The organism is Streptomyces sp. NPDC001450 (genome assembly GCF_053597295.1).
Window position 1 is genome coordinate 1 of record NZ_JBSFHY010000037.1, and the last position, 20,885, is coordinate 20,885.

The window sequence follows — 20,885 nt, forward strand, 5'->3', positions numbered from 1 at the left end:
AAAACGCTCGGCTGGGAAACCCCAGCCGAGCGCCTCGCTAAGCTCCTGGCCACAGCCAGTTGATCACTGTGTTGCAACGACCCCTGGAATTCGCCCTGTGCCGGGGGCCCTTCTCATGTCACTGCCGCTAGAACGTGCCCAGCTTCACTATCGACAGCAGCGCGATCAGCTGGATCGCCGACGCGCCCAGCGCCTTCGGCCAGGGCAGGTCGTGGGAGCGGGAGACCATCAGGGTCAGCAGGGCGCCCGCGCCGATCCAGGTGGCCCAGCCGAGCAGCTGGACGAAGCCCGCGTCGCCGCCGAAGAACATGGCGACGACCAGGCGGGGGGCGTCCGTGAGGGACGTGATCAGCATGGACAGGCCCACCGTGGGCTGCCAGGCGCCGTCGCCGCCGAGCTGGCGGGCCAGGGTGTGGGTGACCACGCCCAGGATGAAGGCGCTCACGACCATCGCGACGGCGGTGATCAGGACGATCGGGATCGCGTTGGAGAGCGTCGCGTTGATCGCGTCCGAGCGGGCGCCGTCGAAGCCGAAGACGGCGAGCAGGCCGTAGAGGAACGTGACGATCAGGGCCGGGGCCCACATCGTGTAGTCCCGCATCCGCAGGAAGGTCTGGTCGGGGGAGAAGATGATCCCCTTCAGCAGTTCCTTCCAGTGCAGGGGCGGGCCGGTCGGGCCCGACGGGGCGGCCGAACCGGCGTGGTAGGTCGCGCCCTGGGTGTAGCCGGCGGCCTCGTCGACCGAGAAGGCCTGGGTGTGGCCCGGGTTGTTCGCCGCGTACGGATCGTGGCCGCCGCCGTGGGCCTGGCCCGGGTAGCCGCCGTCGCCGAAGTACTCCGGTCCGTCGTCGGCGGGGCCCGGGTAGCCGTACGGCTGCCCCTGCGGCGGGTACGACGGCTGCGGCGCCGACGGGTAGCCGTACGACGGGCCCTGGGGCCGCGCCCCGGGCTGCCCGTGCTGTCCCCGGCCGCCGGGTCCGCGTCCCTGTCCGTGCCCGTACGACGGTCCCTGCGGAGCCTGTTGTCCCTGGGGGGTGCGGTTGTCCCGGCCCCCGCGTCCGATCCTGAATCCAGCCACGTCATCGAACGTACCTGGTCCCGGAGAGTGACGTGCCGGGCCCGGGGGTACGGGCCCGGCTTTGCGGCCGACCTGTGACATCCCCTAAGGGACCGTCAGGGGACGCGCCAGGGATTCTCCCGGTTTCACCGGCCCTTCACCGAGTCGGCGTGGTGCCGGTGCCAGCGGCGTCCACCTCGTCGATCTTGCTGACGCGGGGTTCAAGGACGAAGGAAGGGGCCGGGCCCACGGGGTGGGCCCGGCGGACGGGTTGTTCAGTCGGCGAAATTGGCGCCGAAGTACGGCGTGCCCGTCGTGGAGACGCCCGAGGTGCTCGGGGAGACGGTGCGGGAGCCGGAGGTGATGATCTTCGTACCGTTGGAGGGCAGGTAGGTCACCGCGCCGTTGCCGGAGTTCTCCGCGGAGCCGACGAGCAGGTCGGCCTTACCGTCGCCGGTGACGTCGTCGAGCTTGACGTCCTGGCCGAAGACGTCATCGTCCTCGTCGTTGCCGGGCACGCCCGCGGTGGACTGGGCGAAGAACTGGGCGCCGGAGTCGGTGTTCAGGCCGCTCGCGGTGCCGTAGAGGACGGTGACCGCACCGGTGTTCGTCGCAGTGCCGATGTTCTCGCCCGCCACGCCGATCGCGAGGTCGAGGAAGCCGTCGCCGTTGACGTCGCCCAGGTCGAGCTCGTAGCCGAAGAAGTCGTTGCCCTCGGCCGTGCCGGGGACGTTGCCCGTGTCCTGGGTGATGCCGGTGGCGCTGGTGGTGAGGGGGCCGCCGTCGGAGCCGTACGTCACCCAGACCTTGCCGCCCTTGCCGGAGTCGGGCACGGAGGTGCCGTCACCGGCGGTGGGGTTCCAGTAGGCGCCACTGACGACGTCGCCGTAGCCGTCGTGGTTGATGTCGCCGATCGCGGTGATCACGCCGGGCTTCAGGGTCATGGCCTCGGACATGTGGAGGCCGTTCACCCCGCCGGGGATGTAGTAGTTGCGGTTCCAGCCCTCGTTGGTGTCGGTCTCGAAGCCGTCGACCACCAGGTCCGTCTCCTGGCCGCCGTTGATGTTGCCGGCGGTCAGGTTGAGCGGGCCGTCCGCGGCGGTGCCCATGATCGGGGGCTTGATCGTGTACTTGCCGCCGGGGGTGCCCGAGGCGTTGATGCCGCCCTTGAGGACGTAGATGGTGGCGGCGGAGCTGCCGACGGCCAGGTCGGCCTTGCCGTCGCCGTCGAAGTCACCGGCGGCGAGGTTCTTGCCCCAGTAGTCGTGCGCGGTGGGGGCCGGGTCGGCGACCGTGACGCCCTTGCCGGTGATGCCGGAGGCCGAGCCCCACAGGATGGCGATGGTGCCGCCGTCGGTGTCGCCGCCCACGTCCTCGCCGGGGGAGCCGACCGCGAGGTCGTCGTAGCCGTCGCTGTTGAAGTCGGCGTACGCGGTCTCCGTGCCGAAGTAGTCGCCGGTCTCGGCGGTGCCGGGGCTGCCGGCGGTGTCCTGGCTGATCGTGGAGCGCTTGGCGGACGAGACGCCGGTGGCGGTGCCGTAGAGGACGACCACCTGGCCGGCCGCCCTCTTGCCGCCCACGTAGGCGCCCTGGGCGGAGAAGGCCGTGTCGCCGATCCCGTCGCCGTTGAAGTCGGCCTGCGGGACGCTTGTGGAGTCAGCGGCCGTGGCGGTCACGGCCGAGAACGTGAGCAGACCGCCCGTCAGCGCGGCGGCGGTGGCCGTCGCGAGGGCGAGTCGCAGAGGCTTGTGCATGCGTGATTCTCCTGCGGCATGCGGGAACGCCTGGCGGGGCATCCCCAGTCGATGGGGTGCGGACGTCCGTGTTCGTCGCGGGTTGTCCCGCGGTTCACGGAGCGTTCGGCGATCAGGAGACCGGCGTCGGAGCGTAAGGGTTGTACATGAGTTCGGTAACTTTTTGATGCCGCTGTGACCTGCGTGGACACGGCTACGGCGTGAGGAACTCCGAGCTGGAGAAGGTCACGGCCGGCTCGGCCTCCAGCAGCCCCCGCTTCGTCCCCCGGTACACGGCGACCGTGTCCTTCGTCTCGCCCCGGTAGGTCCGCACCACCAGGTCCGCCCGCCCGTCCCCGTCGAAGTCGGCGGCCGCGAGGACACGGGTCGTGCCGGGCGCGGGCGGTACGACGGTGACCGCGTCCTTCGTGGACAGGCCGGCCGTACCGGCGCGGAGGAGGCGCGGCCGGGAGCCGCTGGAGACGAGTTCGTCGCGGCCGTCGCCGTCGAAGTCGGCGGCGTCGAGCATCGAGCCCGGGGTGGCGAGGGCAGCCCGTGTGGCGGTCGGGAGGTCGTAGCGCAGGGACGTCTCCGCCGTGCCGCCGACCGCCGCGTCCAGTGCCCTGCCCTTGCCGAAGCGGCCCAGGGCGACGTCGGCACCGGCGGGCAGGACGGCTCCGGTGCGCGTCGGGCCGCCGGGGCCGCCGAGGACCACCGCCGAGGCTGCGGTGCCTTCCGTCGTACGGACGATGAGGTCGTCGTAGCCGTCGCCGTCGACGTCGGCCGCGGGGCCGGCGGGCACCTCGCCGGGGGAGGGCAGCGGTGCACCGGCCGCGCGCGGAGCGCCCTTGCGGCTGAACGGGCCGCGCAGGTACGACAGCCTGCCTCCGGACGCGTGCAGCACCAGGTCCTGCTTCCCGTCCCCGTCGAAGTCGCCGCACACCGGCTGGTCCGGCCAGTCGTTGCCGAAGCGGGCCGCGTCCGGCACGGTCAGCTTCACGGCGCGGCCGGTCAGGCCGGCGGGGGAGCCGAAGAGGATCTGCAGCGGCACCGGGGGCCGGCCCTGGCCGTCGTACGGCGGGTCGGTCGACACGACGAGGTCGGTGAAGCCGTCGCCGTCCAGGTCGCAGCTCTCCTCCGCGTCGAAGACGGCCGGGAGTTGTCCCCTGGTGGGCGCCGCCTGCTTCTTCGGGCCGAGCAACTGCCGGGCGCCGGGCGCGAGTCCGTGCGGGCCGCCGTAGACGATCCCGATGCCGGCGTCGTCGGCGTGACTCTGCTCCTTGACCAGGTCGTTGAGGACGAGGTCGCGGTGACCGTCGCCGTTGAAGTCGTCGGGGGTCCTGCTGCCGTTGCCGTGCGGGACGGGGAGTTGCGCGGGGGCGTCGGCGATGCGGGTGGGGGTGTCGTGGCCGGCGCCCGGGGCGGTGGGGCCGCAGGCGGCGAGGAGCAGGGTGGCGCAGAGGGCCGCCGTGGACATCCCGCCTCTTCGTACGCGCACCGTTCACCTCGTCAGCACCGTCGCCCGACAACCTCGCAATGATGCACGTGTTCGAGGGGAGGGGTAAGGGGCGGGGGGTGCGGGATCGGTCACGCGGCGGCGCCCCCCTGCCGGGGCGGGCGGGGGGCGCCGGAGCGGTCATCTGCGGGCCGCCTCCCACAGGGTCAGGGCGAGGGCCGCGCACGAGGTCAGTGCCGCCAGGGACGGCAGGGGCCAGCGGGTGCGTTCCAGGGCGTCGAGGCGGTCCTCGTGGTCGCCGAGGGTCTTGTCGGTCTGGTCGGCGCGCTGGAGGAGGAGGGCCAGGTCACCGCGGGTGGTGGCGAAGCCGACGTCGACCGAGCGGCGGAGGCGTTCGAGTTCCAGGGCGACTCCTTCCGCTTCGCGGGTGGTCACGGTGACTCCTCCTCGGACTCCTCCTCGGACTCCGCCCTGCGCAGCCAGGAAGGCAGCAGCCGCTCCACCTCCGGGAGGGACATCAGGCGGGTGAGCACGGCGGCGACCGCCACCACGCCGGCGACGGCGGGGGCGTCGCGGGCCGCTGGTTCCCCGGCGAGCAGCGGTACCAGGGCGACGAGGGTCTGTACGGCCGTTCGGAGGGTGCGACGCGTGGCGTCGGTCATCGGTCGGCCTCCTCAGCTCGTGCGCGGCACCCGCAGCCGGTCCCAGCTCGCCCGCCCCGGCACACCGTCGGCGGCGGCACCCGTGTAGCCGAGCTTGCGCTGCCACGCGGCGTACGAGCGGACGTCGGCCTCGCCCCACACCGGGCCGGGGCCGACGGAGTACCGTCCGCACCCCTCGGCGACCAGGCGCTCGCCGACCGCCGTGATCAGGGCGCCGCGGCGGCCGGGCACGAAGTAGGCGGCGCCCGGGAAGGGTTCGTACGGCACCGGACGCAGGCCCAGGCGGGCCTCGACCCGGGTGCGCATGACCGGCATCGAGAAGGACGGGTCGATCTTGCGGCGGGTCCACTCCTTGTGGCCGATCACGCTCGCGGCGGACCAGCCGTGAGCGCGGCACAGGGCCGCCGACAGGCGTTCCGCGGCGTCGAGTTGGGCGGGCGGGTACGGGTCGCGGCCGGTGCCGAGGTTCTCGATCTCGAAGCCGTAGAAGCAGGAGTTGCCGTCGACGGCGTCCGGGCCGGGGGCGGGCAGTGCGGTCCGCTCGGCGCGTACGGCGGCCAGGACCGCGCTGGAGCCGGAGCCTGCGTGGTTGGTGCGGCCGTAGCCCACCAGGTGGACGGTGCCGTCCTTGGCGACCAGGCCGATGCAGAGCGGGCCGGGCAGCGCCGCGGTGCCGTCCAGGCACAGGCGGAGGCTGTCGGTGCCGGCGGTGTGGTGCAGCATCACGCCGTGGACCGGGCCCCAGGGGCCCTTGTGGTTGCGGTTGTGGGTACGCCAGTCGGCGTGCTCGCGGACGCCGACGCCTTCGTCGCGCAGGGCGCGGACGAAGGCGTCGGCGGACAGAGGGGTTGCCATGGGCGGCTCTCCCGGTGGCTCTAGGGGATCGGATCGATGCGGATGAAACGGCTGTCGAAGTTGGCCGTGTTGGTGGTCGCGCCGGAGCGGTAGGCGGGCGTGCCCGTGTACGCGGCGCCCGGGGTCAGGCCGGTGACCAGGAACTGGGCGGACACCGACGCCTTGGAGGTGCTGTTGACGAGCGCGGCCCGGTTGTCGTCGGCCGCCAGCACCACCGTGTTGGAGGAGTTGCGGACGTTGGCCGACATGAAGGAGGAGTAGTTGGCCGCCGACGACCAGAGGTAGCCGCCGACCGTGACGAGGACCTGGCCGGAGGCGGGTGCGGTGAACGAGGCCGCCATCGGGTCGCCGACCGCGTTGTTGAGGGTCTCGGTGTACGTCGCCGTGGTCGTGTCGCCCGCGTCGAGGTTGATCTTGTAGACCGGGCTCGGGGCGGCGGGGACCCAGGCCGAACCCGTGTAGTACATGAGCCGGCCCGGGGTGCCGATCCAGGCGAGCATCCCGGCGACCGGGCTGGTCACCTTGGCGTCGCGCGCGGCGGCGTCCGCGAAGCGCAGCACGGTACGGCCGTCGAGCGCGTCGGCGAGGGCCTTGAGGTGGGCCGGCAGGTCGGCCGGGTCGCTCGGCTGCGGGTAGGGGAGGCTGCTCAGCGGGGTGTACTGGGTGGTCATGCGCGCTCCTCGGGTGCGATGGCGGACTGGACGGGGCCGTCGACGACGACCGTCAGCAGGCCGTCGTCGGCGGGTGGCGGCGCCTCGTCGGTCGGCGGCGGCGCCTCGTCGGGGCCCGGGCCGGGCGCGGCCGCCTGGGCCAGCTCGTCCAGCAACTCCTGCGGAGGCTGCACCGGCAGCGGCTCGGGCGGGGTCTCAGACAAGGGCGGTCTCCTTCACGTCGTTCCAGGTGGCGCCCGTCGCCAGCAGGTCGGCGAGGGCGGCGTAGGTACGGGTGACGTCGGCGTACGTGGCGGCCGCGGCCGGTGCGGGCAGGGCGGGCGCGTCCGGGGTGAGGCCGGCGTCCTGCGGCACGTCGTTCGCCCGGACACCGCGCAGGCTCAACGTCTGCTGGATCCCGCCGTCCGGGGCCGCGGCGGTGGTGATGCCCACGACCCAGGCGAGCGTGTCCAGCGCGGCCCCGGCGGTGTCCACGAGCCGTACGACGTCACCGAGCTGGATGCGCGGGTCGTACAGCACCTGGACGTCCCCGAACACGGGCACCGGGTATTCGCCCGCCGCCCGCATCGCGTCCGCCAGCTGCCGGGCGGCCGGCACGTCCTGCACCCAGTCGCTGGTGTCGCCGTAGAACTCCTGGCGGCCGTACCAGCGTTCGCTCGCCGAGCCGGCGACGTACGACACCGCCTGCCGCTCCACCGGATCCTTGTCCGGCCGCAGCGGGACGATGCGGATGGACGGCTCACCCTTCTGCGTGACCGTGTACAGCGTCTGCGCGGTGCGGTTGGTCAGCCGCAGCACGATCGTGCCGTCCTCGCGGCGCACCATCGCGTCCACCGCGCCCTTGACCGCCGTCGCCCCGGACGCCCGCGAGGCGGACACGCGGAAGTTGGAGCCGGAGCTGGTCACGCTGTCGTCGTCCGTGTCCGGCGGGCCGATGTCCAACTCGTCCTCGCCGAAGGTGTACGAGACGGTGAGCGTGCCGCCGCCGGGGATCTCCCGGACCAGGCTGTCGACGACCGCGTCGCCGGCCACCAGCCCCACCGCGCCGTAGTCCTTGGCGGGCTGCACACAGAAGTTGCGGCAGGCGTCGATCTCCTCGGTGACGGTGAGCGCGGCGATGTCCCGCACCGACGTCAGGGTCAGGTCGGCGTCCTTGGGCACGGTCGCGAACCGGGTGAAGTTGCGCCACCGGAACCGGCCGCGCTCGTCCAGCTCGGCCGTCGACATGCTCGCCTTGGCGATCTGCCCGATCGCCTCCCACTGCGAGCCCGACACCTTGGGGATCGTGCGCAGCGGCAGGATCGCCTCGTCCAGCTGGGCGGTCTTCGTCCAGGCGCCGGCCTGGGAGAAGTCGCTCGCCGACGGAACGGCCGCAAGACCGCTGGTGACCTGGACGTTCTCCACCGCCATGGCGGTGACCAGGCGCACCTTGCGCAGCTCGGAGACCGGCTGCGGTCCGCTGGAGGCCGTGAAGGACCCGGCGACGCCGGTCCAGGTCGTGCCGTTCGGGGCGGTCATGACGGGCGTGGCGACGGGCAGCGCGCTGCCGCCGCTCACCGTGGTCAGGTCGAGGAACACACCGACGTGCCACACGCCCCGCTGCGTCTTCATCGCGGTGCCGTTGTCGCTCCAGACCAGGCCGCTGCCGGGCACGGAGGGATCGCTGCTGAGCGACCAGACGACGGCCTGGCCCTTGACGAAGTCCAGGGCCAGGGAGAGCGTGCCGACGCCGGTGCCGGTGCGGTTCAGCTCGACGTCCAGGCGGACGGTGTCGCCGATGCCGACCGCGTTGTTCACCCACGCCTCGACGAACAGCCGGCTGCCCGGCACGGTGACCCGGCTGCGCGGGAACCAGGAGGCGGTCACGCCGGACTCGCCCGGCGGCAACCCCTTGGGCACCAGCGCCATTTCATACGGTGCTCCCGCCCGCGACCAGGTGTAGTGGCGCGGGTCCGGCAGGTCCTCCGGCATGCCGAAGGGGGTCGCGAAGCCGCCGTGCAGGGTGGCGTGCACCAGGCTGAGCGGCTGGCCCGCGACGAACTGGGCGGCGCGCGGCGGGGGCGAGGTGAGGATCCCGGCCTGGCGCAGCAGCTCGTCCACGCACCAGGTGGCGGTGGCGACCGGGCGGCCCCAGTACAACCCGGTGTACGGGCGCGGGAGTTCGGCCGGTGCGCGCAGCCGCTCGGCGCCGTCGAGGGCGGTGAGCTGCACGCTGTCGGTGCCGGAGGCGGCGCTGCGGTTGCGCAGGGTGCCGCGGAAGGCGGGCAGCGTGCTCCCGCCCACACCCGCCTCGTGCACGACCGTCTGGCCGGGGCGGGCGATGTCCCCGGTCGCGCGCGGCGCCCACGGCGAGTACAGCTCGGGCGCCAACTGCGCGCCATCGCCGCCCAGTTGCAGGGTGAGCTGGGCGGCCGAACTGCCCGAGAAGACGCGCATCGCGGCCGGCAGATCGGTCGCGTACGACCGCTCGACCTGCCAGGACTGCACCTGCGCGGAGACGTCCCGGCCGCCCAGCCGGGTGGTGTGCGTGACGGTGCGCTCGCCGGCCGCGAGCGCGTCCTTCGTCGCCTGGTCAGCCCGCTGCACGGGTCACCTCCACCAGGTCGACGCCGATGTTCCGGTACGGCAGCGGGCGGCCCGGGGTGTCCGTGTAGCCGGTGACGGCCAGCTGGGGCAGCCCGTCTCCGGGTACGTCGTCGGCGGCGCCGTCACCGCCGTACGTCAGGCAGGCGCCGGCCAGGGAGTAGGTGCCGGCGGCACCGGTCTTGGCGGTGGGGGTGAGGTAGGTGGCGCCCGCGGGGACCGTGGCCGCCACGTACGGCCCCGTCGCCGACGCCGTACTCAGATACGACCCGTCGGCCTTCTTGAAGTCGATGCCGACGGACACCGTGCCGAGGGCGGCGAACGCGGTCGGGGCGCGGAAGGACACCCGAAGCCCCGCGGCGGCCGGGAAGTTGCCGCTCCACGGCACACAGCGCCAGGCGACCTGGCCGGTGGCGTCGGCGGCGGTGAACGCGAAGACGCCGGGGGTGCTCTCCGCGACGGCTCCGGTGGCCGACACCCGGAACCACTGCGCGAGCCCGCTCGTCCCGCTCGGCCCCCGGCCGGTGGCCTGCGCGGCCTCCAGGACGTTGCCGGAGGCGGGGTCGATCAGCACGAGCGGGCCGGCGCCGTCGACGCGGCGGGCGAGCCGGTCCAGGACGCGCGCGGTCGCCGGCTCCAGCATGTCCCAGCTCAGCTTGATCCGGCGGACGGGTGGCGCGGTGCGGGTGAGGGTGACCCGGCCGGAGAGCGCCTTGAACTCGGTGACGCCGAGGTCGGCGGCGCGCTCGAAGGACTTGGCCGCCTGGTCGATCTCGTAGAGGTCACCGGGCGGGCCGATCCAGAGGTTGCCCATGAGGACTCCTTGCTGTGAGTGAGCTACCGGCGGGCGAGCTGCCGCTGCCCGAGGAACACGGCGCGGGCGATGGTCTGCGCGTCGACCTGGACGACGACGGGCCGCTCGGCGAGCCGCTCCACCGCGGCGGCCAGGCGGTGCATGCCGCCGCCCGAGCCGAGCGCCCGGTCGAGCTTCGACAGCGGGATGACGGCCTCGGACTCGCCGGCCTCACCGAGCAGCGCGAGGGTGCCGCCGGTGCGGGCGGGCACGATGCCGCCCTGGGCGAGCGCGGGGATGTTGGGCAGCATCGGCAGGTTGATGCCGAACTCGCGGCCGCCGAAGTGGGGCACCCAGCCCGGGATCTTCACGTGGATGCGGTTCAGGGCGCCGATCATCGCGTTGAGGCCGCTGATGTAGGCGCGGGGCAGGGCGGTGAAGGCGTTGATGATGCCCTTCATGACGGACTTGATCGGCCCGGCGTGGTTCTTGACGGCCCCGTAGATGGCGTTCCAGGCCCACTTCACGCCCTTGGCGAGGGCCGCGGAGACCTTGTCCATGTTGATGAACTGCGAGATGAGCGGCGCGAGCAGGCTCATGATCAGCCCGAAGGCGTTCGCCTTCATGGCCGTGTTGAGCCCCTTCTGCGCGAGGGACGCGCCCTTCAGGCCCGTCCCGAACCCCTTCATCGAAGTCCCGCTCGTGGCCGCCTTCTTGCCGGCGTTGCCGACGGACTTCTCGACGGCGTCGGACTGGCGCTTGACGTCACGGAGGGCGTTCTTGGCGTTGGCGGAGGAGGACTTGAGGTGGTCGAGGGAGGTCTTGAACTTGCCGGTGGAGGTGACGGACGTGTTGAGGCTGCCCTGCGCCCCCTTGGCGGCGGACTTGATGGAGTCGATGCTTTTCCCGCCCTGCGCGGCGGCGCTGTGCAATTGGCGGGCGGACGACGACGCCTGTGTGGCGGCACTGCGGAAGCGGGCGAGGGACTGGGTGGCCGTGGCCAGGCTGCTGGCGAGGGACACGGGAAGCTCCTTCCTGAGCCGGAGGTGCCGGCCCGATCGGGGGGTGGGGTCAGGCGATCTGGCCCGCGGCCTGCTTGGCCTCCTTGTGCAGATCGCTCAGTGACCGCGAGAGGGCGACGGCGGCACTGCGCATGCTCTTCAGACGGTCCACGTCGATCTGGCTGACCGCTACCTGGCCGCCCGGCTTGGGGGCGGAGCCCACGCCGAAGAACTTCTCGCTCTTCAGTTCCAGGCCGACTCTGTCCAGCAGCTTCTTCCCCAGCACATCCCAGTTGAGGAGCTTGTTGAAGCCGAGGGTCGCCACCACTGCGACGGTGGCCGGAAGCCATTCCTTCTTGAGCAGGTTGCCGATGACGTCGGACAGGCCGGTCAGGGGCGAGAGCTGCTCCACCAGGCCCGGCTTGTCCTCCTCCTTCTTTTTGTCTTCCCCTTTGCCGCCTGCGGGTTTGCCGAGACCTTGGATCGCCTTGTCGAAGTGCGCTTTCGTGACCCACGTGTCCTGTCGGCTAGCCAGGAGCGTCTTGACTTCGACGACTTTCTCGTAGACCTCTTCGTTGGTGCGGTTGGTCACCTTTCCTCCTGCTTCCGATGGGGTGGGCGCATGGCCTAAGGTTTTGTGACGGCTGAGGTGCCGGTGACGCTGGAGGGGTGGGGAACGTGCTCGACGGGCTGCGCGAATACGGGCCGGCTGTCCTGATCTTCGGAATCCCTGTTCTGGCCGGGGCGATCCTGTTCATCTGGCGTGACGGAGCGCTGCGGCGCCGGGGAGTCAACGTGCGCGCCCGGTGCGTCAATCAGGGCCGGAACAAGGAGGGGGCGGTGGCTCTGCGGCTCCAGTACGAGGTCGACGGCGCGCAGTACGCCATCACGACCCAGCACTACACGTTTCCTCCGGCGGGAATCGGTCAGACGGTGGACGTCGTTTACGACCCTGTGCATCCCTCGTACGGGCAAATGGCGTCGGAATTGGGCCGGGGTATCGTGCCGTGGATCGTCGGCGGCATCGCAACCGTGCTGCTCGTGCTGACGGGGATCTCCTACATGTGACCCCCGCTCACGGCTTGCGTGAGCATGGGCGCAAAGTCACGCGGTTGAGATCCGTGATTCCGGCAAGCTGCCGACGGGTATCTCGTATCGATTCGCGCCCGTTGATGTAAAGTCCGGTTCCGTTTCTCAGGACTATTCCGGGACCTCGACGTGATGTATGACTCGAAGGACCCCGGCTATTCGGGGTGATCCAGCTGCTGGTGTGACGCACCGGCCGTCAGAAGCGGAAGAATGCCGCCAGTTCCTTGGCCGAGGGTGTGCCCGCGGAGGGTCCGACGCCGTCGCCTTCTTCCTCGGCACCCGGCCCGGTTGGCTGGCCCGGCCGGGGTACCGGTTCCGGATACGCCAGGGGCTCGCTGTCCTCGTCCCGGTTGACCGTGGCGAACATCCAGTTGGCCTCGGCGAGTTTGTCGACGGCCGCGGCCAGCAGGTGGTCCGTCACCGACCACTCCGCGGCCTCCCCGTGCAGCTCCCGCAGCAGCGCGCTGTCGCGCGGCAGGTGCCGGACCAGCACCGCGAGCCGGCGCGAGGAGAGCCGGCCGCGGTGCCAGTCCAGGAGGTCGACGCCGTAGTGGCGGAGCAGGTCCGCCTCCAGGGCCTCGGCGTGCTCTTCGACGAGCGCGCCGAGGCTCAGCCTTCCCCCAGGCCGAGCCCCGTCTCCTTGCCGTAGGCCTCCAGGATCGCGGCGATGTCCTGCATGGTGACGTCGTGCTGCTCGAAGCGGGCGAACTGCTCGGGGCCGAGGAGCAGTTGGAGCAGCCCGTCCACGTCGTTGTCGTCGAGGTCGCGCAGCTTGCGGGCGGTGGTGCGGGTGAGTTCGGTCGGCAGCGTGAAGCGGTCGCCGTCCAGGGCGAAGGACCAGTCCCGGCCGAGGGATTCCAGGCGCTGGGCGCGGGCGGCGTTGACGTCGAAGGCGGTCATGTCGGGCTCCCTGTGGGTGAGTTGGGGGCGGGCGCCCGGCGTGTGCGCACACGCCGGGCACACTGCGGGCGTTACGGCGGTCAGGCCAGCGCGGCCGGGTCGTTGACCAGCCAGGTGGCCAGCGGCTTGGTCGGGTCGTCACCGGACAGCGCGGTGAAGGTGACACCGAGCTTGACCGCGCCGGAGCGGCTCAGCGACAGCTCCTCGACCTCGGAGACGGCGCCGTACGGGATCAGCAGCCGGTAGCGCAGGTCCTTGGTGCCGTTGTTGTCGGCGAAGTCGATCGCGAGGGCGCGCTGGTCCTGGCCGCCCGGGGCGCCGGAGATCTCGATCTTCTGCGCGGTGGTCTCCGTGGTGGACCCGGAGGCGACGATCGAGGACGACGGCACACCCAGGTAGAACGGGAAGGTGTCCTTGTTGATCTGCAGCAGCTGGAACTTCAGGGTCAGGTCCCGGTCGGAGAGCATGAAGCGGGCCGGGGCCATCGACTGCCAGGTGTCGACCGGGTCGTTCTTGTCCTTCTTGTTGAACTTGACCCCGTCGGACGAGGTGAAGCCCAGGTTGACCCACGGGGAGGCCAGCGGGGTGGTCTCCTTGACGGTGGTGCCGGCCGGCGCCCACCAGACGTTGCCGGTGCCGGCGATGCGGATCTCGGCGTTCTTGAAGCCTGCCATGTGTACTCCTCAGTGTTGGTCGGTCATGCCGGGCGGATCGAGAGCCGGAGCGTGGCGAGGTAGCGGTTGCCGGCCGGCCGGTTGTAGTCCGGCAGCCAGCGCGGCCCGTCGGCCTCGTCGACATCCGTGACAAGAGCGGTGCCGTACTGGGTGCCGACCAGCTCCAGCACGCAGGCGCGGGCGGTGCCCGCCGTGACGAGCGCGGTGGTCTTGTCCGGCCCGTACACCTCCAGGTCCACCAGCGGACGGTCGAGGTGCAGGTCGTCGATCCAGGCGCCGCCGGCGCGGGAGACGAGGACGACCTGCTGGGTGCCGTCGAACCCGGCGGGCGGCCGGTTGTCGACCGTGGTCCCGGCCATCTCGGTCCGGTTCTTCAGGAAGTCGACGACCAGCCGCTCCACGTCGGGGAAGTTCAGGATCGCCACATGGACGCTCCCTTCGGGGAGATGCGGGGAGTTTCGGTGAGAGAGGCCCGGGTTTCCGGGCAGCAGAAAGCGGCAGGTCCGCCGCCCGGGATGTGGGCGCAGCTCTGCCGCTGCATTCAGTGTGACGGGGGGCCACCGATCCCGCAACTGAGGTTGTTTCAGGGGTAGTTGTGGCACGCGAGAGGGCCCCGTCGCGATTCGTGCGACGGGGCCCTGACGACGTACGACTGCCTCAGCGAGGGGCGCGAGCGCGGTACGTCGCCCGCTCGGCGGCGAAGACGTCCTCCAGCCGGTACAGCTGCCGCCTGCCCTGTGTGCCTGCGGGCCGCAGATGCCCGCGCTGCACCCACTTGCGGATGGTGGCGGGGCTGACACCGGCCTCGGCGGCGGCCAACTCGGCGGTGATGAGAGGGGTGTTCATGGAGTGACCTCCTCGACGGTCTGCGGGGCCCCGCACGCGGGGTTCACGCATCGCACCTCGGCCCGCTCCGGGAAGGACCGCAGTGAGACCGAGTCGCAGGCGGGGCAGCGTCCGGGCAGGCGGACCAGTTGCTCGGGGTCGCCGAGGGTGCGGGCACAGCGGGCGGCCATGCGCCGGGTCTCGTCCTCGACGTGCGCGGCGAGGTCGGGGTCGGCGGCGATCCGCTCCAGCAGCCCGGCGATCCGGCGCAGCCGCACCGGTACGGGGGCGGGCTGCACGGACCGCAGGCCGAGCCGCTCGCGCACGGCCTCCTCCAGTTCGACCACGCCGTCGGTGATGTCGCGCAGGACGTCGCAGACGTGCAGTCGTACGGGCACGGTGGTGCCGCCGACGGGCCCGCCGCCACGCCGTTCCCGAAGCCCCCCGTGGGCCGCGGGCGCCAGCTCGGCGACGAGTTCGGGAAACCGTTTGAGGAGCGAGCCGATCCAGACGGCGGCTCCGGTGTGGTCCGGGAGAGGGGTACGGCTCATACGGCGACCGCCCGTCCGTTGCGCCACAGCCGCCCGCCGCTGACGCCGTCGAACCAGGTGTGCGCGGGATCGACTACGGCCTCGCACTCCCGCCGGATGGGGCACTGGTTGCATGCGCGCAACGTACGGCGGGCGTCGGAGGGGTCGCGGGTGAAGACGAGGTGGGGTGGAAGGTTCGCGCAGGCTGCAGCCCTGCGCCAGTCGAGTTCGCTGGTCACGTACGGTGCCTCCCAGAGTAAATGGAATATTTGTTCGACACGTGCGGACGATCGCCAGCGTGACACCGTGCGAGCGCGATCGCAAGCGTTTAGCGATGCCAATGTGACGGAATGAGGTTCAGCGGTCGCCCTTCGTGTCGAACCTCTGGGAGTGCGTGCACTCTCGGCGCGCGTTGTGCGAACATACGTTCGAAGGCGAGGTGAAGGTGTGAAGCTTCCTTGCGCGCATGCGCGCACCGAACACGTGCGCGCGCGATCGGTACGCTGCTCCCTCTACGAGGGGAGAGCGGGAGCATGGGGTCGAGCCCACGTATGGAGCGTCTGGAGCGCACCGACGGACTCGAGGAGTTCGCCGCATGGGTCGAGGACCTGATGAGGGAGCGCGGCTACGTCATCGACGGACCGCGCGGTGGCGGTAAGTCCCGGCTGGCGGACGACGCCGGGGTGCACCGGGCCGCGGTGACCCGGCTCCTGCAGCGGCAGAGCATGCCGGACCTGGAGACGATGCGCCGCCTGGCCGGAGTGCTGGGCGTACCGCTGCGGGACATGCTGATCCGCTCCGGACGCCTGTCGGCGGAGGACCTGCCGCTGGAGCCGGTGCCGGGCGGGAGCCGTGCGCCGGCGGGGCGGATCAGCCCCGAGGAGGCGGCCCGGCGGATGGGGGTCCCGGAGGATCTGCGCGGCCTGTTCGTGAAGGTGGCCCGGCAGTTCCTGCCGGAGGGCGGTTCTGGCGGTTCGTAGCGGAAGGAGTGCGCAGATGGCGAGCGATGCGGACCGGATCGACCAACTGCTGGGCACGCTGCTGATCGAACTCGGCGAGAAGGTGCGACAAGCCGGCATCGAGAACGTCCGCATCCTCACGGACGAGGAACTGCAACGGTCCCACCTCCAGTGGTACCGCATGGGCTGGGAGGAACACGCGAGGGCGGTCCGCCCCTACGGCCACTCGCCCTCCGCAGGCTCTCCGCCGGCCTCGCGCCCCGGGGGCGCTGCCTCGCCCGACTGCTCCTCCACCGAGCCCCGCCCGTCCGAACACCCCGCCGATCCCGACCCCTTGACCGAGGTGGGCCGCCTGCTCAGCTTTCCCCGGCCCGGCACGAACCCGCCCGCCTGAGCCGGAGTCGGCAGGCGGTGGCCGGTTCGGCTGGTCGACTCGTTCAGAACGGCAGGTTCGCCAGGACGCAGAGCACGAAGCCCGCTGTGCGCACGTAGCCGGTCACCTTGCCGACCACGCCGATTCCCCGTTTGCGGAGCAGCCACAGCGAGCGCGCCCGCCGCTCCACCCGCAGCAGCAGCGCGTACGGCGGCAGAGCGCAGGCGACCTCACGACGGCCTGGGCGCGCGGACCCAGTTGACGCTGCGGCCGCGGCCGCGGCCGCGTCTGCACACGCACCAGCGCATGCCCGTCCGCCGCGGGCCCGTCCGCTGCCACAGCGGCCGTCAGCTGTGCCAGGAACGCCGCTGCGGCACGTGCGTTGGGAGCTCGCTGTTCCACTCCCGACCCCAGGCCGTGCCGGGCGGCCTGGCGATATCGGGTTCGGCATGGGCGGATGATACGCAGCGCATGATCGCCGCCGTAAGGCGGAGAAGTGCGGGTGCCGCCTGAGCCGGACAAGGGGAGCCGGGGCAGGATGGACCCATGAGCGTAGTGAAGATCAACGTGCTGACCGTGCCCGCCGAACAGCGGGAGGTTCTGGAGAAGCGGTTCGCTTCGCGGGCCCACGCCGTGGAGAACTCCGACGGGTTCGAGTGGTTCGAGCTTCTGCGCCCCGTCGAGGGCACCGATCAGTACCTCGTGTACACGCGCTGGCGTGACGAGGAGTCGTTCCAGGCCTGGATGGAGGGGCCGATGAAGTCCGCGCACCAGGGTGGCGGCGAGGGCGGCGAGCGGCCCAAGCCCGCCGCCTCCGGCTCCACCCTGTGGTCTTTCGAGGTGGTGCAGCAGGCGGGGCCCAAGGAGGTCTAGTCGGAGGGTCGAGCGTGTGGCGCCACGTCGCCGGACGGCCCTGTGCGGGCGGTTCGGGTTCTTCGACGGGGCGCTTCGCCACGAAGGAGCCGAGGCCGGGTTTGGCGCAGTGACTGGCGGATTTGTTCCACCCTCCTGAGGTCCTCGGCCCCTCTGACCTGCCGGTCCGCAAGTAGCCCGTGGCCCAGATCCACCAATCACTGGTGGGCGGGTCCGGTGAGGCGGAGCCTTCAGCCCACGCATACGACGGCGCCCCCTGCCTGTGCGGGTCAGGGGGCGCCGTCGTGTCGTACAGCCGGTGTTACTTCACCGGCTCCGGCTCCGGCTCGCTCTCCGGCTCCGGCTCGCCCGCCGGGTCGACCGGCGTCTTGACGGAGTCGAGGAGCAGCTGGGCCACGTCCACCACCTGGATGGACTCCTTGGCCTTGCCCTCGTTCTTCTTGCCGTTGACCGAGTCGGTCAGCATGACGAGGCAGAACGGGCAGGCGGTGGAGACGATGTCGGGGTTCAGGGAGAGGGCCTCATCGACACGCTCGTTGTTGATGCGCTTGCCGATCCGCTCCTCCATCCACATCCGCGCGCCACCGGCGCCACAGCAGAAGCCGCGCTCCTTGTGGCGGTGCATCTCCTCGTTGCGCAGGCCCGGGACCTTGCCGATGATCTCGCGCGGGGGCGTGTAGATCTTGTTGTGGCGGCCCAGGTAGCACGGGTCGTGGTACGTGATGATGCCCTCGACCGGGGTCACCGGGATCAGCTTGCCCTCGTCCACCAGGTGCTGCAGCAGCTGGGTGTGGTGGATGACCTCGTAGTCGCCGCCGAGCTGCGGGTACTCGTTGCCGAGCGTGTTGAGGCAGTGCGGGCAGGTCGCGACGATCTTCTTCGCCGACTTCGGCTTCTTCGTCGACTCGTCCACCTCTCCCTCCTCGTTGAGGGACTCGCCGAACGCCATGTTCAGCGCGGCGACGTTCTCCATGCCGAGCTCCTGGAACAGGGGCTCGTTGCCGAGGCGACGGGCGGAGTCACCGGTGCACTTCTCGTCGCCACCCATGATCGCGAACTTCACGCCCGCGATGTGGAGCAGCTCGGCGAAGGCCTTCGTGGTCTTCTTGGCGCGGTCCTCGAGGGCGCCGGCGCAGCCGACCCAGTACAGGTACTCGACCTCGGTGAGGTCCTCGATGTCCTTGCCGACGACCGGGACCTCGAAGTCGACCTCCTTGGTCCATTCGAGGCGCTGCTTCTTGGCCAGGCCCCAGGGGTTGCCCTTCTTCTCCAGGTTCTTGAGCATCGTGCCCGCCTCGGAGGGGAAGGCGCTCTCGATCATGACCTGGTAGCGGCGCATGTCGACGATGTGGTCGACGTGCTCGATGTCCACCGGGCACTGCTCGACGCAGGCGCCGCAGGTGGTGCAGGACCACAGGACGTCCGGGTCGATGACGCCGTTCTCCTCGGCGGTGCCGATCAGCGGGCGCTCGGCCTCCGCCAGCGCGGACGCCGGGACGTCCTTCAGGGCCTCGGCCGAAGCCTTCTCCTCGCCCTCCATGGTCTTGCCGCCGCCGGCCAGCAGGTACGGCGCCTTGGCGTGCGCGTTGTCCCGCAGGGACATGATCAGCAGCTTGGGGGAGAGGGGCTTGCCGGTGTTCCAGGCCGGGCACTGCGACTGGCAGCGGCCGCACTCGGTGCAGGTGGAGAAGTCCAGCAGGCCCTTCCAGGAGAACTGCTCGACCTGGGAGACGCCGAAGACGTCGTCGTCACCGGGGTCGGTGAAGTCGATCGCCTTGCCGCCGGAGGTCATCGGGAGCAGGGCGCCCAGGGAGGTCTCACCGGTGGCGTTCCGCTTGAACCAGATGTTCGGGAAGGCCAGGAAACGGTGCCAGGCGACACCCATGTCGGTCTTCAGGGCGACCGTGATCATCCAGATGAAGGAGGTCGCGATCTTCAGGCCCGCGAAGAAGTAGGTGAGGTTCTGGAGCGTGGAGACGTCCATGCCCTTCAGCCACGACACCACCGGGTACGAGATGAAGAAGGACGCCTCGTAGCTGTCGACGTGGTGCTGCGCGCCCTCGAGCGCGTGCAGCATGAAGATGCAGACGCCGACGATCAGGATGACGGCCTCGACGAAGTACGCCTGGCCGAAGTTGGAGCCGGCGAAGCGGGACTTGCGGCCCGGGCTGCGCGGGTGGCTCAGCTGGCGGATGACGATCAGAGCCAGGATGCCGACCACCGTCATCGTGCCGATGAACTCGACGTAGACGTTGTACGGCGCCCACTCGCCGATGACCGGCAGGATCCAGTCGGCCTGGAACAGCTGGCCGATGGCGTTGACGATCGTCAGCAGCAGGGTGAAGAAGCCCACGGCGACGAACCAGTGCGCCACGCCGACGATGCCCCAGCGGTTCATCCGGGTGTGGCCGAGGAACTCCCTGACCACGGTGAGGGTGCGCTGCACGGGCTCGTCGGTGCGGGTACCCGCGGGCACGCTCTGACCGAGCCGCATGAAGTTGTAGATCTGGAGGACGGCGCGGGCGAACAGGGCTACGCCGACCACGATCAGAACCAGCGACACGATGATCGCGGCGAGTTGCATTTCGGGGCTCCTCGGGCCTGCGAGGGACATTACTAAGCGGTAACTTATGCAGTCCGTTCGAGACTACCCGCATCTTTACTCGCACTGTAGCCAGGAGTGAGGTGATCTGGGTCGCTGAGGGGAGCCTGAGCGGGCCGGGCAATCGGATCGTGTTATTCATACCGAATTGCTACATTCGCGCCTAACTTAGACCCGTGCTATACGGGATCGCCGCGGCCTCCGCCGCCCTCCTCCTCGCCGCCGTGCTCGCGGCGCTGCTCCGGGTGCCCGCCCTGCGCGCGGGCATCGTCGACCGGCGGCGGCAGCGGCCCCTGCCGGTGCCCGGAGGGGTGGCCGTCGTGGTCGTCACCTGTCTGGTGGCATGGGCGGGGGTGTGGACGAAGGTCGCCCCGCTGGGGCAGGGGGTCGGGCGGCTGCTCGTCGCCGGTGCCGGGGTCGCCGTGCTGGGGCTGGTCGCCGACGTGTGGCGACTGCGCGCGCGGGTGCTGTTCGCCGGTACGGCCGTGGCGGCGGCCTGCGTGGTGCCGTACGACGAGACGGGCGTCTGGGGCGGGATCCTGGCCGTGGGCTGGATCGTCTTCGCCTCGCTCGCCTTCAAGGGGCTCGACCACGCCGACGGGCTGGCGGGCACGGTCGGGGTGGTCACCGCCTTCGGGGCGGGGGCCTGCGCCGCCGTGGAGGTGATGGACGGGCTCGCGGTGCTGCTGAGCGTCTTCGCGGCCGCCCTCACCGGGTTCCTGATGCACAACTGGCATCCCGCGCGGGTCGGAATGGGCGCCTGCGGGTCGTTGTTCACCGGGTTCCTGCTCTCCTCGGCCGCGGTCTTCACGCGCGCGGGCTACGCGCTCGGGCCGACCACGGGCGTGCTGTTCTGCCTCGGTGCCGTGGCCGCCGCCGACTTCCTGCTCGTGCTCCTCGCGCGCGGGACGGCCCGCCGGACGTTGCTCAGGCGCGGCCCCGGCCATCTCGCGCACCGGCTGCGGTGGCTCGGGCTCACTCCGCCCGGGGCCGTCGTACTGCTCGGCGCCGGGTCCTTCTCCACGGTGCTGGTGGGGGTGCTCGTGCATGCCGGGTGGACCGGGGAGGGAGCCGTGCTGTGGGTGGCCGGTGGGGTGGTCCTCGCCGTTCTCGTACTCCTTCGTGTCGCTGTCCAGCCGCCCCGGCGGACCGCATCCACGCAGGTCAGAGGGCAGTTGCGTGTAAGGAACGGATAAGAGTTGAGTCTGGCTGGCTCAGGTCTGTTGACCCGGAGGACCCGCTCGTGCAC

25 protein-coding genes are annotated in these 20,885 nt (G+C 71.2%); 5 read left to right on the forward strand and 20 right to left on the reverse strand.

The annotated features are described in order from the left end of the window. Nucleotides 1–127 precede the first annotated feature (127 nt). The 12 genes from ACWC5O_RS32920 to ACWC5O_RS32975 form a co-directional block, all read right to left on the reverse strand. The gene (locus tag ACWC5O_RS32920) at nucleotides 128–1,159 is read right to left on the reverse strand and encodes a YIP1 family protein (RefSeq protein WP_450590697.1); all 1,032 of its coding nucleotides are present in this window, start codon (nucleotides 1,157–1,159) and stop codon (nucleotides 128–130) included. A gap of 173 nt (nucleotides 1,160–1,332) precedes the next feature. Beyond that, a complete protein-coding gene (locus ACWC5O_RS32925) occupies nucleotides 1,333–2,811 on the reverse strand; it encodes a VCBS repeat-containing protein (protein WP_450590695.1) in 1,479 nt (492 codons plus the stop codon). 193 nt (nucleotides 2,812–3,004) lie between these two features. Continuing rightward, nucleotides 3,005–4,267: an FG-GAP repeat domain-containing protein gene (locus tag ACWC5O_RS32930; RefSeq protein ID WP_450590694.1), complete on the reverse strand. Its 1,263-nt coding sequence runs from the start codon at nucleotides 4,265–4,267 to the stop codon at nucleotides 3,005–3,007. 159 nt (nucleotides 4,268–4,426) lie between these two features. Beyond that, entirely contained in the window at nucleotides 4,427–4,681 is a 255-nt protein-coding gene (locus tag ACWC5O_RS32935; RefSeq protein ID WP_094215896.1) for a hypothetical protein, read from the reverse strand. Further along, nucleotides 4,678–4,908: a hypothetical protein gene (locus ACWC5O_RS32940; RefSeq protein ID WP_450590693.1), complete on the reverse strand. Its 231-nt coding sequence runs from the start codon at nucleotides 4,906–4,908 to the stop codon at nucleotides 4,678–4,680. The genes ACWC5O_RS32935 and ACWC5O_RS32940 overlap by 4 nt, the downstream gene beginning before the upstream one ends. A gap of 12 nt (nucleotides 4,909–4,920) precedes the next feature. Beyond that, the gene (locus ACWC5O_RS32945) at nucleotides 4,921–5,763 is read right to left on the reverse strand and encodes a peptidoglycan-binding protein (RefSeq protein ID WP_450590692.1); all 843 of its coding nucleotides are present in this window, start codon (nucleotides 5,761–5,763) and stop codon (nucleotides 4,921–4,923) included. Between the two features lie 20 nt (nucleotides 5,764–5,783). Next, entirely contained in the window at nucleotides 5,784–6,434 is a 651-nt protein-coding gene (locus tag ACWC5O_RS32950; RefSeq protein WP_450590690.1) for a hypothetical protein, read from the reverse strand. Then, nucleotides 6,431–6,637 (reverse strand): hypothetical protein, encoded by a 207-nt coding sequence (locus ACWC5O_RS32955; protein WP_450590689.1) that lies wholly within the window; start codon nucleotides 6,635–6,637, stop codon nucleotides 6,431–6,433. The genes ACWC5O_RS32950 and ACWC5O_RS32955 overlap by 4 nt, the downstream gene beginning before the upstream one ends. Then, the gene (locus ACWC5O_RS32960) at nucleotides 6,630–9,020 is read right to left on the reverse strand and encodes a hypothetical protein (RefSeq protein WP_450590688.1); all 2,391 of its coding nucleotides are present in this window, start codon (nucleotides 9,018–9,020) and stop codon (nucleotides 6,630–6,632) included. Before ACWC5O_RS32960 ends, ACWC5O_RS32955 begins: the two co-directional genes overlap by 8 nt. Further along, a complete protein-coding gene (locus ACWC5O_RS32965; protein WP_450590687.1) occupies nucleotides 9,007–9,831 on the reverse strand; it encodes a hypothetical protein in 825 nt (274 codons plus the stop codon). The genes ACWC5O_RS32960 and ACWC5O_RS32965 overlap by 14 nt, the downstream gene beginning before the upstream one ends. A 23-nt stretch (nucleotides 9,832–9,854) precedes the next feature. After that, entirely contained in the window at nucleotides 9,855–10,832 is a 978-nt protein-coding gene (locus ACWC5O_RS32970) for a hypothetical protein (RefSeq protein WP_450590686.1), read from the reverse strand. A 49-nt stretch (nucleotides 10,833–10,881) separates the two neighbouring features. Beyond that, on the reverse strand, nucleotides 10,882–11,403 hold the full coding sequence (locus ACWC5O_RS32975) for a hypothetical protein (RefSeq protein ID WP_450590685.1): 522 nt from the start codon (nucleotides 11,401–11,403) through the stop codon (nucleotides 10,882–10,884). Between the two features lie 86 nt (nucleotides 11,404–11,489). On the opposite strand from ACWC5O_RS32975, the gene ACWC5O_RS32980 reads away from it, so the two are divergent. Continuing rightward, complete coding sequence (locus ACWC5O_RS32980; RefSeq protein WP_450590684.1) at nucleotides 11,490–11,879, forward strand: hypothetical protein; 390 nt, start codon at nucleotides 11,490–11,492, stop codon at nucleotides 11,877–11,879. A gap of 217 nt (nucleotides 11,880–12,096) precedes the next feature. Here ACWC5O_RS32980 and ACWC5O_RS32985 read toward each other — a convergent pair whose 3' ends face one another. The 7 genes from ACWC5O_RS32985 to ACWC5O_RS33015 form a co-directional block, all read right to left on the reverse strand. After that, a complete protein-coding gene (locus tag ACWC5O_RS32985; RefSeq protein ID WP_450590682.1) occupies nucleotides 12,097–12,393 on the reverse strand; it encodes a hypothetical protein in 297 nt (98 codons plus the stop codon). 116 nt (nucleotides 12,394–12,509) lie between these two features. Beyond that, on the reverse strand, nucleotides 12,510–12,800 hold the full coding sequence (locus ACWC5O_RS32990) for a hypothetical protein (RefSeq protein WP_450590681.1): 291 nt from the start codon (nucleotides 12,798–12,800) through the stop codon (nucleotides 12,510–12,512). Between the two features lie 80 nt (nucleotides 12,801–12,880). Continuing rightward, on the reverse strand, nucleotides 12,881–13,474 hold the full coding sequence (locus ACWC5O_RS32995) for a phage tail tube protein (RefSeq protein ID WP_450590680.1): 594 nt from the start codon (nucleotides 13,472–13,474) through the stop codon (nucleotides 12,881–12,883). 23 nt (nucleotides 13,475–13,497) lie between these two features. Continuing rightward, complete coding sequence (locus ACWC5O_RS33000) at nucleotides 13,498–13,833, reverse strand: hypothetical protein (protein WP_450590701.1); 336 nt, start codon at nucleotides 13,831–13,833, stop codon at nucleotides 13,498–13,500. Nucleotides 13,834–14,131: 298 nt separating this feature from the next. Continuing rightward, on the reverse strand, nucleotides 14,132–14,320 hold the full coding sequence (locus ACWC5O_RS33005; RefSeq protein ID WP_450590679.1) for a helix-turn-helix domain-containing protein: 189 nt from the start codon (nucleotides 14,318–14,320) through the stop codon (nucleotides 14,132–14,134). Continuing rightward, nucleotides 14,317–14,850 carry a hypothetical protein gene (locus ACWC5O_RS33010; RefSeq protein ID WP_450590678.1) on the reverse strand — a complete coding sequence of 178 codons (534 nt, stop codon included), beginning with the start codon at nucleotides 14,848–14,850 and terminating at the stop codon, nucleotides 14,317–14,319. The genes ACWC5O_RS33005 and ACWC5O_RS33010 overlap by 4 nt, the downstream gene beginning before the upstream one ends. Then, entirely contained in the window at nucleotides 14,847–15,068 is a 222-nt protein-coding gene (locus tag ACWC5O_RS33015) for a WhiB family transcriptional regulator (RefSeq protein ID WP_450590677.1), read from the reverse strand. Before ACWC5O_RS33015 ends, ACWC5O_RS33010 begins: the two co-directional genes overlap by 4 nt. Before the next feature lie 294 nt (nucleotides 15,069–15,362). Here ACWC5O_RS33015 and ACWC5O_RS33020 point away from each other — a divergent pair, with 294 nt between their 5' ends. The 3 genes from ACWC5O_RS33020 (at nucleotide 15,363) to ACWC5O_RS33030 (ending at nucleotide 17,034) form a co-directional block, all read left to right on the forward strand. After that, entirely contained in the window at nucleotides 15,363–15,809 is a 447-nt protein-coding gene (locus ACWC5O_RS33020) for a helix-turn-helix domain-containing protein (RefSeq protein ID WP_450590676.1), read from the forward strand. A 16-nt stretch (nucleotides 15,810–15,825) separates the two neighbouring features. Then, nucleotides 15,826–16,182: a hypothetical protein gene (locus ACWC5O_RS33025; protein WP_450590674.1), complete on the forward strand. Its 357-nt coding sequence runs from the start codon at nucleotides 15,826–15,828 to the stop codon at nucleotides 16,180–16,182. A gap of 525 nt (nucleotides 16,183–16,707) precedes the next feature. Then, nucleotides 16,708–17,034, forward strand: coding sequence for an antibiotic biosynthesis monooxygenase family protein (locus ACWC5O_RS33030; protein ID WP_450590672.1), 327 nt, complete (start codon nucleotides 16,708–16,710; stop codon nucleotides 17,032–17,034). Nucleotides 17,035–17,335: 301 nt separating this feature from the next. Here ACWC5O_RS33030 and ACWC5O_RS33035 read toward each other — a convergent pair whose 3' ends face one another. After that, complete coding sequence (locus ACWC5O_RS33035; RefSeq protein ID WP_450590670.1) at nucleotides 17,336–19,618, reverse strand: (Fe-S)-binding protein; 2,283 nt, start codon at nucleotides 19,616–19,618, stop codon at nucleotides 17,336–17,338. 194 nt (nucleotides 19,619–19,812) lie between these two features. Between ACWC5O_RS33035 and ACWC5O_RS33040 the strand changes: the two genes are divergently transcribed. Then, nucleotides 19,813–20,832 (forward strand): MraY family glycosyltransferase, encoded by a 1,020-nt coding sequence (locus ACWC5O_RS33040; RefSeq protein WP_450590669.1) that lies wholly within the window; start codon nucleotides 19,813–19,815, stop codon nucleotides 20,830–20,832. Nucleotides 20,833–20,885: the final 53 nt, after the last annotated feature.

Coding starts and splice junctions, on each gene's coding strand:
- ACWC5O_RS32920 (WP_450590697.1), bottom strand. CDS start 1,159: ATGTCACAGGTCGGCCGCAAAGCCGGGCCCGTACCCCCGGGCCCGGCA.
- ACWC5O_RS32925 (WP_450590695.1), bottom strand. CDS start 2,811: ATGCACAAGCCTCTGCGACTCGCCCTCGCGACGGCCACCGCCGCCGCG.
- ACWC5O_RS32930 (WP_450590694.1), bottom strand. CDS start 4,267: ATGTCCACGGCGGCCCTCTGCGCCACCCTGCTCCTCGCCGCCTGCGGC.
- ACWC5O_RS32940 (WP_450590693.1), bottom strand. CDS start 4,908: ATGACCGACGCCACGCGTCGCACCCTCCGAACGGCCGTACAGACCCTC.
- ACWC5O_RS32945 (WP_450590692.1), bottom strand. CDS start 5,763: ATGGCAACCCCTCTGTCCGCCGACGCCTTCGTCCGCGCCCTGCGCGAC.
- ACWC5O_RS32950 (WP_450590690.1), bottom strand. CDS start 6,434: ATGACCACCCAGTACACCCCGCTGAGCAGCCTCCCCTACCCGCAGCCG.
- ACWC5O_RS32965 (WP_450590687.1), bottom strand. CDS start 9,831: ATGGGCAACCTCTGGATCGGCCCGCCCGGTGACCTCTACGAGATCGAC.
- ACWC5O_RS32990 (WP_450590681.1), bottom strand. CDS start 12,800: ATGACCGCCTTCGACGTCAACGCCGCCCGCGCCCAGCGCCTGGAATCC.
- ACWC5O_RS32995 (WP_450590680.1), bottom strand. CDS start 13,474: ATGGCAGGCTTCAAGAACGCCGAGATCCGCATCGCCGGCACCGGCAAC.
- ACWC5O_RS33000 (WP_450590701.1), bottom strand. CDS start 13,833: ATGGCCGGGACCACGGTCGACAACCGGCCGCCCGCCGGGTTCGACGGC.
- ACWC5O_RS33005 (WP_450590679.1), bottom strand. CDS start 14,320: ATGAACACCCCTCTCATCACCGCCGAGTTGGCCGCCGCCGAGGCCGGT.
- ACWC5O_RS33010 (WP_450590678.1), bottom strand. CDS start 14,850: ATGAGCCGTACCCCTCTCCCGGACCACACCGGAGCCGCCGTCTGGATC.
- ACWC5O_RS33020 (WP_450590676.1), top strand. CDS start 15,363: ATGGGGTCGAGCCCACGTATGGAGCGTCTGGAGCGCACCGACGGACTC.
- ACWC5O_RS33025 (WP_450590674.1), top strand. CDS start 15,826: ATGGCGAGCGATGCGGACCGGATCGACCAACTGCTGGGCACGCTGCTG.
- ACWC5O_RS33030 (WP_450590672.1), top strand. CDS start 16,708: ATGAGCGTAGTGAAGATCAACGTGCTGACCGTGCCCGCCGAACAGCGG.
- ACWC5O_RS33035 (WP_450590670.1), bottom strand. CDS start 19,618: ATGCAACTCGCCGCGATCATCGTGTCGCTGGTTCTGATCGTGGTCGGC.